Origin of the sequence: Actinomadura sp. 7K534, from assembly GCF_004348575.1 — a bacterium.
GTDB lineage: Bacteria > Actinomycetota > Actinomycetes > Streptosporangiales > Streptosporangiaceae > Spirillospora > Spirillospora livida.
This window is the reverse complement of record NZ_SMKB01000245.1, coordinates 1-10,445: the sequence shown is the minus strand read 5'-3', so window position 1 is coordinate 10,445 and position 10,445 is coordinate 1. Positions and strand designations below refer to the sequence as shown.

9 protein-coding genes are annotated in these 10,445 nt (G+C 71.9%); 4 read left to right on the top strand and 5 right to left on the bottom strand.

The genetic code is table 11. From position 1 onward, the window contains the following. On the bottom strand, window positions 1-1,548 hold a 1,548-nt coding region (locus E1266_RS31100), incomplete at its 3' end, for a metallophosphoesterase (protein ID WP_243719102.1). A gap of 32 nt (window positions 1,549-1,580) precedes the next feature. Between E1266_RS31100 and E1266_RS31095 the strand changes: the two genes are divergently transcribed. Together E1266_RS31095 and E1266_RS31090 are read left to right on the top strand one after the other, a co-directional pair. Continuing rightward, a complete protein-coding gene (locus E1266_RS31095) occupies window positions 1,581-1,922 on the top strand; it encodes a metallopeptidase family protein (RefSeq protein ID WP_132053137.1) in 342 nt (113 codons plus the stop codon). A gap of 95 nt (window positions 1,923-2,017) precedes the next feature. Beyond that, entirely contained in the window at window positions 2,018-3,358 is a 1,341-nt protein-coding gene (locus tag E1266_RS31090; protein ID WP_132053136.1) for an MFS transporter, read from the top strand. Here the strand turns inward: E1266_RS31090 and E1266_RS31085 are convergent. After that, on the bottom strand, window positions 3,355-3,681 hold the full coding sequence (locus E1266_RS31085; RefSeq protein ID WP_207946019.1) for a PspC domain-containing protein: 327 nt from the start codon (window positions 3,679-3,681) through the stop codon (window positions 3,355-3,357). The genes E1266_RS31090 and E1266_RS31085 overlap by 4 nt on opposite strands. A gap of 137 nt (window positions 3,682-3,818) precedes the next feature. On the opposite strand from E1266_RS31085, the gene E1266_RS31080 reads away from it, so the two are divergent. Continuing rightward, window positions 3,819-4,970, top strand: coding sequence for an acyl-CoA dehydrogenase family protein (locus E1266_RS31080; protein WP_132053135.1), 1,152 nt, complete (start codon window positions 3,819-3,821; stop codon window positions 4,968-4,970). A gap of 98 nt (window positions 4,971-5,068) precedes the next feature. Further along, entirely contained in the window at window positions 5,069-6,088 is a 1,020-nt protein-coding gene (locus E1266_RS31075) for an aspartate-semialdehyde dehydrogenase (RefSeq protein WP_132053134.1), read from the top strand. Here the strand turns inward: E1266_RS31075 and E1266_RS31070 are convergent. The 3 genes from E1266_RS31070 to E1266_RS31060 form a co-directional block, all read right to left on the bottom strand. Next, entirely contained in the window at window positions 6,085-6,303 is a 219-nt protein-coding gene (locus E1266_RS31070; RefSeq protein ID WP_132053132.1) for a DUF2277 domain-containing protein, read from the bottom strand. The two genes, E1266_RS31075 and E1266_RS31070, sit on opposite strands and share 4 nt — an antisense overlap. 528 nt (window positions 6,304-6,831) lie before the next feature. Then, window positions 6,832-8,355: a M28 family metallopeptidase gene (locus tag E1266_RS31065; protein ID WP_132053130.1), complete on the bottom strand. Its 1,524-nt coding sequence runs from the start codon at window positions 8,353-8,355 to the stop codon at window positions 6,832-6,834. A gap of 73 nt (window positions 8,356-8,428) precedes the next feature. Next, on the bottom strand, window positions 8,429-10,445 hold a 2,017-nt coding region (locus E1266_RS31060; protein WP_243719098.1), incomplete at its 5' end, for a M4 family metallopeptidase.

Sequence of the window (10,445 nt, the reverse complement as noted above, 5' to 3'; positions counted from 1 at the left end):
GGGGTCGATGGTGCGGTCGGGGTTGGGCTCCAGGTGGCGTTCGATGTTGGCCGAGGTGAGGCCGAGGCCGCCGAGGCGGAGGTCGTCCCAGCCCTGGAGGCGGTGGGTGGCGCGGCTGAAGTAGAGGACGGAGAGTTCGATCGGGGTCGGTTCCTCGTGTTCGAGGCCGCGGAGGCCGGCGCCGCCGGTGGAGCCCTGGACGAACAGGCGGGTGCCGGTGGGGAGGAGCCGGGTGGAGCGGGCGTGGGCGTGGCCGGCGAGGACGACGGGGGTGAGGCCGGAGAACGCCTCGCCCTCGGTGGGGTCGTGGGTGGCGACGATGTCGGGGGTGGTGCCGGTTTCGCGGAGTTCGGCGGCCAGGCGCTGGCCCTCGGCGCGGATCTGGTCGGCGCCGGTGAAGTCGTCGCGGGTGCTCTTGTCGGGGGTGTAGCGGGGGTCGCCGACGCCGTAGATGCGCAGGCCCTTGACCTCGCGGGTCTCGTTGTCGAGGACGACGGCGTTCTTCTGGTCGTCCACGGCGTCCTCGGTGCCCTTGGAGTCGTGGTTGCCGCGGACGTAGACGTAGGGGACCTTCAGGTCGGAGATGTCGTCGGCGAAGCGGTCCTCGGCGGCGCTGCCGTGGTCCATGAGGTCGCCGGTGTCGATGATCAGGTCGACCTTGAACTGGGTGGTGACGGACTTGATGACGTTCCACGCGGCCGGGTTGAGGTGGATGTCGGAGACGTGCAGGACGCGGAGGGTGGACGGGTCCGGCTCGTAGGTCGGCAGCGTCGAGGTCGTGGTGTAGAGCTCGGAGACGTTGCCGACGAGGCGGGCGAGCTGGGCGCGGTACTCGGAGAAGCGCTCGACGATGCTGCGGGCGTCGCCGACGATCTGGGGGGCGTTGGCGAGCAGGCCGGTGTAGCGGGGCTCGGCGATCGAGTGGGGGTTGAACGTCGCCCAGGTCAGGAGGGTGACGCCGGCCAGGCCGAGGGCGGCGGAGCCCATGCCGAGGAGGGCGCGGCGCCAGGAGCGGAAGACGACGAGGCCCGCGAGGAATCCGGCGAGGAGGGCGACCAGGGCGGCGCGGACGAGGACGGTGACGACGCCGTCGCGGATCTGGTCGGTGATCCGGTCGGTGAGGCGGTCGAGCTCCGTGCCGTCCTCGATCAGCTTCTGGGCCTGCTCGGGCCGGACGTCGGTGAGGCTCGCCTCCAGCGAGACCGGGCCCCAGTGGGTGTCGAGCTGCAGGGAGCCGAGCGGGGGGAGTTCGAGGGTCGTCCCGCCTTGCAGGGACGGGCGGAGGGAGAGCTGGACGTCCGTGGGGCCCACCGCGGTGACGGTGCGTCCGCCGAGGAGGAGGCCGGCGTAGCCCGCGGCGAGGCCGACGGCCATCACGAGGAGGACGCGGGACGTGCGGCCGGTGACGGCGGGGCGGACGCGGCGGGTGACGGGGGAGCAGAAGTCCCGGACGGGGGCGGTGCGGTCGCGGAGGGCGCCGCGGGCTCGCGAGACGCGTTGGCGCAGGGGCGTGAGGACGTCGGTCAGCGCGGTGCGGACCTTGGGCACGTGTTCCCCTTCTGTCGTGCAGGATGGCCAGTGTGATCGAGTTGTCGCGGGACGAGTTCGAGGACCTGGTGGGCGAGGCCCTCGACACCATCCCACCCGAGTTGACCGCCCACATGCGCAACGTCGTCATCGTCGTCGAGGACGAGGCGCCCGAACGCGGTCTTCTCGGGCTGTACCAAGGCGTACCCCTCACCGAGCGCGGTGACTGGTACGCCGGCGTCCTGCCCGATCACATTTCGATCTACCGGAAAGAGATTCTCGAAATCTGCGACACACCGGACGACGTGGTCGAAGAGGTGAGGATCACTGTGGTTCATGAGATCGCTCACCATTTCGGGATCGATGACCGGAGGCTACACGAGCTCGGATACTGACCTCGGGGATTGCGCACTGTAGGTCACACAACTGCCACGCAGCGTGAGTTAATAGGGGGGTCGCCCAACACCGGGCGGGCTGAACTGGAGCATGCGTGGCGGGAAGGCAGGCCGGCAGGCATCGCCGTCCGCCGGAGGAGCAGGCGACCTACCGCGAGGTTTTCGCGGTCGGTGAGTTCCGTGCCCTCTGGCTGGCGCAGGCGCTGTCGTTCGTCGGCGATCAGTTGGCGCAGGTGGCGCTGGCCGTGCTCGTGTACGACCACACGAAGTCGCCGCTGCTGACGGCGCTGGTGTACGCGCTGACCTATCTTCCGCCGATCGTGGGCGGGCCCGTGCTGTCCGGGCTGGCCGACCTGTTCCCGCGCCGCACCGTCATGATCGTCTGCGACGTGGTGCGCGCGGGGCTGGTGGCGCTGATGGCGGTGGTGCCGATGCCGGTCGGCGCCCTGTCGGTCCTGGTGTTCCTGACCGTCCTGCTGGGCGCGCCGTTCTCCGCGGCGCGCGCCGCCGTCCTGCCGGACGTCCTGGAGGGCGACCGGTTCGTGGCGGGGACGGCGATCAACAACATCACCCACCAGGCCACCCAGATGCTGGGGTTCCTCGCGGGCGGCGCGGTCGTCGCCGCCGTCGGGACGCACGAGGCCCTCGCCCTGAACGCGCTCACGTTCGGCGTGTCCGCCGTCATCCTGATCGGCGGGGTGCGGCGGAGACCGGCGTCCAAGAGGCGGAGCGCCGGCGACTCGCTCGGCCTGTGGCGCGGGACGCGGGACGGCGCGCGGCTCGTGTTCGGCGACCCGGTGCTGAGGTCGCTGGTGCTGTTCGCGTGGCTGTGCGCGTTCTACGTGGTCCCCGAGGGCCTCGCCGCGCCGTACGCGGCGACGTTCGGCGGGGACGCGGTCACGGTCGGCCTGCTGCTGTCGGCGATGCCGACGGGGATGGTCATCGGCGCGTTCCTGTTCAGCCGGTTCGTGCGGCCCACGAACCGGCTGCGCGCGATGGGCTGGATGTCGATGCTCGCCTGCCTGCCGCTGATCGGGGCGGGCGTGCACCCGCCGCTGTGGGGCGTCGTCGCGCTGTGGGCGCTGTCCGGCGTCGGCAGCGCCTACCAGCTCGCGGCCAACGCGGCGTTCGTGTCCGCGGTGCCGGCGGCGGGGCGGGGGCAGGCGTTCGGCCTCGCGCAGTCCGGCATCCTCGCCGGGCAGGGCGTCGGCATCCTCGTCGGCGGCGCGGCGACGCAGGTGCTCGGGCCGGAGACGGTGGTGGCGCTCGCCGGCGTGCTGGGCCTGTCGGCCGCCGCGGTCCTCACGCTCGTGTGGAACCAGGTCCGCGGCGACGTCATCGCGGGCGTGCGCCCCCCTGGCGAGCCCGTGGTCCTCACCGCGTCCCAGACGGGCGACCTGACCAGCGGGGTCAGCCGCTCGGCCCCCGCCTCCTAGGCGTTCGTGCGGTTCTTGTTGAGGGCGTCCTTGGACTTCTGGACGGCGTCCTGGACGGTCGGGGAGTCGCCGGCCTTCTTGAACAGGTCCTCCGCGATCGACTTCGCGGCGCCCTCCTCGGGGATGAGCACCCACGCGATCACGTAGAGGGCGAGCCCGGCCCCGCCGAACAGCGTGAACACGGCGAGTCCGAGGCGGATGATGTTGGCGTCGACGCCGAGGTACTGCGCGGCGCCCGAGCAGACGCCGGCGAGCATCCGGCCGTCGTGGGTGCGGCGCAGCTGCTTCTGCGGGGTTCCGGTGGTGTTCTTCTCCATGTCCATGCCTCGATCATGCCCACCCGGGAGCGTCTCTGACATCCGGATTCGCCCTGATCCGCCCCTGAGTGAACCCCTGCCCGCTCCGGGCGGCGCCCCCGACGTACCCTCGTGGGCGGAACCGCCCGCGGGAGGAGGCCCGGATGGACGTGCTGCGGATCGACGACCGGCTCACCGACGAGGAGCGCATGGTCCGCGACACCGTGCGGACGTTCGTGACGGAGCGGGTCGTGCCGCACGTCCCGGAATGGTTCGAGGACGGCACGGTCCCCGTCCGGGAGCTCGCCCCGGAGCTGGGCAAGCTCGGGCTGCTCGGCATGCATCTGGAGGGGTACGGCTGCGCCGGGATGAGCGCCGTCGCCTACGGGGTGGCGTGCCGGGAGCTGGAGGCCGCCGACTCCGGCCTGCGCAGCTTCGTCTCCGTCCAGGGCTCCCTGTCGATGACGGCGATCCACCGGTACGGGTCGGAGGAGCAGAAGGAGCGGTGGCTGCCGCGGATGGCGGCGGGCGAGGCGCTCGGCTGCTTCGGCCTGACCGAGCCCGACCGCGGCTCCGACCCCGGCGACATGCTCACCCGCGCCCGCCGCGACGGCTCCGACTGGATCCTGAACGGCGCCAAGATGTGGATCACGAACGGATCCGTGGCCGACGTCGCCGTCGTCTGGGCGCAGACCGACGAGGGGATCCGCGGCTTCCTCGTCCCGAAGGACACCCTCGGGTTCACCACCGGTGACATCCACCGGAAGATGTCGCTGCGCGCGTCGGTCACGTCCGAGCTCGTCCTGGAGGACGTGCGCGTCCCCGCGGACGCGATGCTCCCCGGCGCGCGGGGCCTCCGGGGGCCGCTCGGCTGCCTGTCGGAGGCGCGGTACGGCATCGTGTGGGGCGCGATCGGCGCCGGACGGTCCTGCTACGAGGCGGCGGTCGCGTACGCCAAGACCCGCGAGCAGTTCGGCAGGCCCATCGGCGCGTTCCAGCTCACGCAGGAGAAGCTCGCCTGGATGGAGGTCGCCCTAGGGCAGGCCGGCCTCACCGCCCTGCACATCGGGCGTCTCAAGGACGAGGGGAGCGTCACGCCGCAGCAGATCTCGTTCGGCAAGCTCGCCAACGTCCGCGCCGCCCTCGACGTCGCGCGGCAGGCCCGCACGGTCCTCGGCGCGAACGGGATCACCCTCGAATATCCCGTGATCCGGCACATGAACAACCTGGAGAGCGTCCTGACCTACGAGGGGACCCAGGAGGTCCATCTGCTCACGCTCGGGAAGGCGGTGACCGGCCTGGACGCGTTCCGTTAAGTGACACTGGACCCCTCCGCGTAGGGTTACTCAGTGGACGCCCGGCCACCGAGCTGGGCAGACTCGCCAGGTCAAGAGATCAACCCAGAGGGAGCGGCATGAGAGTCGGCATCGTCGGGGCCACCGGACAGGTCGGGGCCAAGATGCTCGAAATCCTGGCCGAACGCGCATTTCCCATCGACGAGCTGCGGCTGTTCGCCTCGGCCCGCTCGGCGGGCCGCAAGCTGCCGTGGAACGGCACCGAGATCACCGTCGAGGACGCGGCGGCCGCCGACTACTCCGGCCTCGACATAGCGCTGTTCTCCGCGGGCAAGACCACCTCGAAGGCGCTCGCCCCGAAGGTCGCCGAGGCCGGCGCCGTCGTGATCGACAACTCCTCGGGCTGGCGCCTCGACCCGGACGTGCCGCTCGTCGTCGCCGAGGTCAACCCGCACGCCGCCGCGAACCGCCCCAAGGGGATCATCGCGAACCCGAACTGCACCACGATGGCGGCCATGCCCGTCCTGCGGCCGCTGCACGACGAGGCGGGCCTCGCGGCCATGGTCGTCTCCACCTACCAGGCCGTGTCCGGCAGCGGCCTCGCGGGCGTCGCCGAACTGCACGACCAGACGTCGAAGGTCGTGCCGAGCGCCGACAAGCTCACCCACTCGGGCTCCGCCCTGGAGTTCCCCGAGTCGGCGGTGTACGTGCGGCCGATCGCGTTCAACGTCCTGCCGATGGCCGGGTCGATCGTGGACGACGGCCTCGCCGAGACCGACGAGGAGCAGAAGCTCCGCAACGAGAGCCGCAAGATCCTGGAGATCCCGGACCTGAAGGTCTCCGGCACCTGCGTGCGCGTGCCCGTGTTCACCGGCCACTCACTGCAGATCAACGCCCGCTTCGAGCGCCCGATCTCTCCCGAGCGCGCCGCCGAACTGCTGGGCGCCGCCCCCGGCGTGGTGCTGTCCGACGTCCCGACCCCACTCCAGGCCGCGGGCCAGGACCCGACCTACGTGGGCCGCATCCGCCGCGACGAGACCGTCGACAACGGCCTGGCCCTCTTCTGCTCCGGCGACAACCTCCGCAAGGGCGCCGCACTCAACACCATCCAGATCGCGGAGTTGCTGGCCGGCGCCTAACTCGCGCGGCTGCCTCGGACCTCCAGGGAGTCGAGGAGGGCGGCGGTGCTGCGCGCGATCTCCTCGACGGCACGGTCGAACGCCTCCGCGTTGTGGGACGCGGGGGCGCGGAACCCCGAGATCTTGCGGACGTACTGGAGCGCCGCCGCCCGCACGTCGTCATCGGTCACGTCCTCCGAGTAAGGCGGACGGAGCGTCTTGATGCTTCGGCACATACCCCCATTGTGACCCCCGCCTATGACGTTCCACCCCCGCCCGAGCCATCGGGCGCAAGCGGGCGACGGCCGCAACGGCGGGCGCTGACCCGCACCGTCGGACGCGCTGACCTCAGCCGCCACCGCAACCCCGCGACAACCTGAACCGTCGCGATCGCGTCCGAAGGCAGGTTTCGAGCGAAGCAAGAAACCTGATCGCGCAGCGAGCCGCTGGGCGAGTCGAAGCGATGCAGCAATCGCACGCTTTTGTAGGCGCGAGGGCCCCCAGGGCCCTCGCGCCTACAAAAGCAATAAGCAGGCACGAGGGCCCGGCGGGGGGCGGGGTCCCCGGTGTGCGGCGGGCGCGCGGGACGGGCCGAGATTCGTCCCGTGCGGCCGCCTGCGGTCAGCCCTGGGGGGTGGAGAGGGGCTGTCCAAAATTGCATCGTGGCGGCCGGGCGGTGTCAACGGATCAAGCCGCCACTGGATTTTCAACTGTGCTGAACGGGGCCGTTCAAAATTCTGAAACCGGCCTCTGAGCTGCGGTGGTCAGCTGCTGAAGGCGATGTCGTCGACGCCGGCCTCGATGAGGCTGGCGGTACCGGCGTCGGCGGCCTCCACGAGGATGCGGACGGTCTGCCCGGCGTAGGCGGAGACGTCGGCCTCGTGCGTCCGCCAGGAGCCCGCGCGGTTGGACGCGGCGCCCGGCTGGTTCAGGACGGTCGTGGACCCGTTCGGCCCCACGACCGACACCCGCAGGTAGTCGGACGACGAGCTGTTGTTCAGGTGGGCGAGGTACCAGGAGAACGACAGTGTCCGGGTCCCGGCGGGGAGGGCGATCTGGCCCGACCGGATGGTGCTGGTGCCGCCGTCGAGGTCGTTCGCTCCGGCGTCGCCGCCCGCGGCCGCGCCGGTGGTCAGCGCGCCGCTGCCGTTCGCGGCGGCGAGCTGGAGTGCGGTGCCCGAGTAGCTCGTCGGCTGCGGTGTGCCGCGCTCCCAGGCGCCCGCCGTCGCGGTGTCGGTGCCGCCCGAGTCGGCCGTCCAGCCCGTGTTGGTCTCCAGGTCGTCCGAGTAGACGACGTCCCCGGGCGGTTCCTGGGTGCCGCCCTCGCCGCCGAGCGTCCACACGGCGTGGGCGATGGCGTCGGCGTTGCGGTCCAGCGCGGTGTCGTTGATGTTGGCGGTGGTGTCGCAGGATGCGTGGTAGCAGCGGTCGAACGCCACCCCGGCCTGGCCGCCCCAGAGCTGCGCCTGCTGGGTCGTCTTGCGTCCCTCGGCGCCCGTGAAGAGCCCGCCGGCGGGGATGCCGACGCGGATGAACGGGCCGTAGTCGGAGCGTCCGTCGAACGCGGTGTCCTGGACGGGCACGTTGATCGACGTGAAGTGGCTGCGCAGCACCCGCTCGATCTCGGCGGAGCCGGCGGGGCCGCCGCTGCCGCTGGATCCGTCGCCGTCGTAGGCGAAGTAGCCCGGGTTGGGCGAGCCGATCATGTCGAAGTTGAGGTAGCCGCCGATCCGCGACCGTTCGCTGGACGGCAGGTTGTTGACGTAGTGCGTCGAGCCGATCAGGCCGAGCTCCTCGGCGCCCCACCAGGCGAACCGGAGGTGCCGGTCGGGCTGGTGGCCGGTCCGGGCGACGGCGAGCGCGGTCTCCAGGATCGCGGCGGACCCGGAGCCGTTGTCGTTGATGCCGGGGCCCGCGGTGACGCCGTCGAGGTGGCCGCCGACCATCAGGACGTTGTTCGCGTCCCCGCCCGGCCAGTCGGCGATCAGGTTGTAGCCGGTGGCGCTGCGGTAGGTGAACGACTGGATGGCGGTCTGGTAGCCGGCGGCGTCCAGCCTCGCCTTCACGTAGTCGAGGGAGGCGCGGTAGCCGGGCCGGCCGTGGGCGCGGTTGCCGCCGTTGGCGTTGGCGATGGTCTGGAACTGCGTCAGGTGCGCCTTGACGTTGGCGAGCGGGATGTCGGGCGCGGCGAGCGCCGCGGCGGGGGGCGCCGCCGACGCGGCGCCCGGCAGGAAGGCGCCGACGAGCAGGGCGGCCGCCCCCAGGGTGGCCATCTTGCGGGATCTCATACGTACCTCCAGGTGGGGGACGCGGCCCGTGACGGGGGAGCGGGCCCCGTCACGGGCCGCGGGCGGGGGGCGGTCAGGAAGCGGTGATCTGGACGTTGTCGATGCCGGCCTCGACGAGGCTGGCGGTTCCGGCGTCGGCCGCCTCGACGACGATGCGGACGCTCTGGCCCGCGTACGCCGACAGGTCGTACGTGGCGGTCTGCCACGATCCGGCCCGGTTGGTGGCGGCGCCGGTCGCGCTCAGCGCGGTGCTCGACCCGTTCGCCCCGACGACGCGGACCCGCAGGTAGTCGTCGGCGGAGCTGTTGTTGAGGTGGGCGAGGTACCAGGAGAACCGCAGCGACAGGGTCCCGGCCGGAAGGGCGATCGCCGGTGACCGGACGGTCGTCGTGCCGCCGTCGAGGTCATTGCCGCCCGCGTCCGAGCCGGCCGCGGCGCCGGTGACCAGGCCGGCGCTGCCGCCCGCGGCGGCGAGCTGCAGGCTCGTCCCGGACCAGCTGGTCGCCTGGGGGGTGCCGCGTTCCCAGGCGCCCGCCGTCGCGGTGTCGGTGCCGTCCGGGTCGGTCGTCCAGCCCTGCGCGGACTCGAAGCCGTCCGAGAAGACGGTGTCCGGCGGCTGCTGGCCGCCGCCGCAGGACTGCTCGCCGCTCTGCTCGGGGACGCTGACCGCGCTCCAGGCCGCCTTCACCGCGTTGCACTCGGTGGCGGAGCCGGGGAACAGCTCCAGCGCGGCGTTGACGGTCTCGACGCGCGCCCTGGCGTGGCTCCAGCTCGTCACCTTGCGGTTCAGGCCGCCCATGAAGATCTGGCCGGCCTTCTGGATCCCGATGCCGGTGACGGTCGAGCCGTTGCACGTCGGGCTGGCCGGGCCGCCGGCGGGGTTCGACCCCTCCGCGAGCAGGTAGAACCAGTGGTTCTGCGGGCCCGCGGCGGCGTGCACCTCGGTGCGCGGGATCGAGGACGAGTAGCAGTTCGGGTCCCCGAGCGCGGCCGGGTTGTACATGTTGCGGATCGGGCCGCTGCCGACGAGGTCGACCTCCTCGCCCACCAGGTAGTCCGGCGGGTCGAGGCCGGCGGGCTCGTTCATGTAGTGCTCGGTCAGCGCGCCGAAGATGTCGCCGGCCGACTCGTTCATGCCGCCCTTCTCGTTGCCGTTGCCGCCGCCGGCGCCGCCGGGCGTATTGCTGAACACGGCGTGGCCGTTCTCGTGCGCGACGACGTCGGCGCTCGTGGCCTGGCGGGTGCCGGCCGAGTTGCGGCCGTAGTTGGTGTAGCTGCCGTTCCAGAACGCGTTGGCCTGGTTCAGGCCCACCCGCATGGGGAAGCCGCCGCCGCTGCCGTTGAGGCCGTTGCGGCCGAGCCAGCTGCCCAGCATGTCCCACTGCTTCTGGACGGCGTACATGGCGTCGACGCAGGCGGTCTCCAGGTTGGTGCCGCTGCCGTTGCCCCAGGCGCTGTCGGTGCCGGTGTAGGTGGAGCCGTTCTGGCCGCCGCAGCGGACGCCGGAGCGCAGCGGGTCGGTCATCGACGTCGCCGCGGTGCTGATGTCGACGGTGCCGTGGTAGTAGCTCTGGTCGTCGGCCACGGCGGCGCCGGCGGCGTCGCGGACCTCGTCCCAGGTCTCCGTGACCTTGCCGGTCTTGGCGTCCACGTACACGTGCAGCTTCGTCGGCGCCTTCTCGCGGGTGCCGGTGACGACGCTCTCGTAGACGAGGCGTCCCGACCCTTCCGCCATGACCATCAGGCGGGGCGCGGACGCGCTCTCGACCTCGGACACCTGGGCGCGGGACGTCTTCGCAGCTTGCGCCGCCGAGATCTCGGCGTCGGTCGAGACGTCGAGCTTCCGCGTCTGGCCGAGGGACGTGCTGAGCACCCCGCCGCCGGCGTCGGTGGTGACGACGAAGTCGCCGCCGTAGACGGGCAGGCCGTCGTAGTAGCGGTCGTAGGAGACGTGCTGGAGGCCGCGCAGGCCGGAGGTGACTCCGCGCCGGACGATCTTCTCTTCGGGGGCCTTCTTGAACTCCGCGGGCTTCGCGGCGACGAGGCGGTCGGCCGCGTCGGCGGCGAGGGTGCGGGGGCTGTCTCTTATA

Excerpts from the sequence above, each read along its gene's own strand:
- E1266_RS31085 (WP_207946019.1), bottom strand. The coding sequence starts at position 3,681 with ATGGACATGGAGAAGAACACCACCGGAACCCCGCAGAAGCAGCTGCGC.
- E1266_RS31080 (WP_132053135.1), top strand. The coding sequence starts at position 3,819 with ATGGACGTGCTGCGGATCGACGACCGGCTCACCGACGAGGAGCGCATG.
- E1266_RS31075 (WP_132053134.1), top strand. The coding sequence starts at position 5,069 with ATGAGAGTCGGCATCGTCGGGGCCACCGGACAGGTCGGGGCCAAGATG.
- E1266_RS31070 (WP_132053132.1), bottom strand. The coding sequence starts at position 6,303 with ATGTGCCGAAGCATCAAGACGCTCCGTCCGCCTTACTCGGAGGACGTG.
- E1266_RS31065 (WP_132053130.1), bottom strand. The coding sequence starts at position 8,355 with ATGAGATCCCGCAAGATGGCCACCCTGGGGGCGGCCGCCCTGCTCGTC.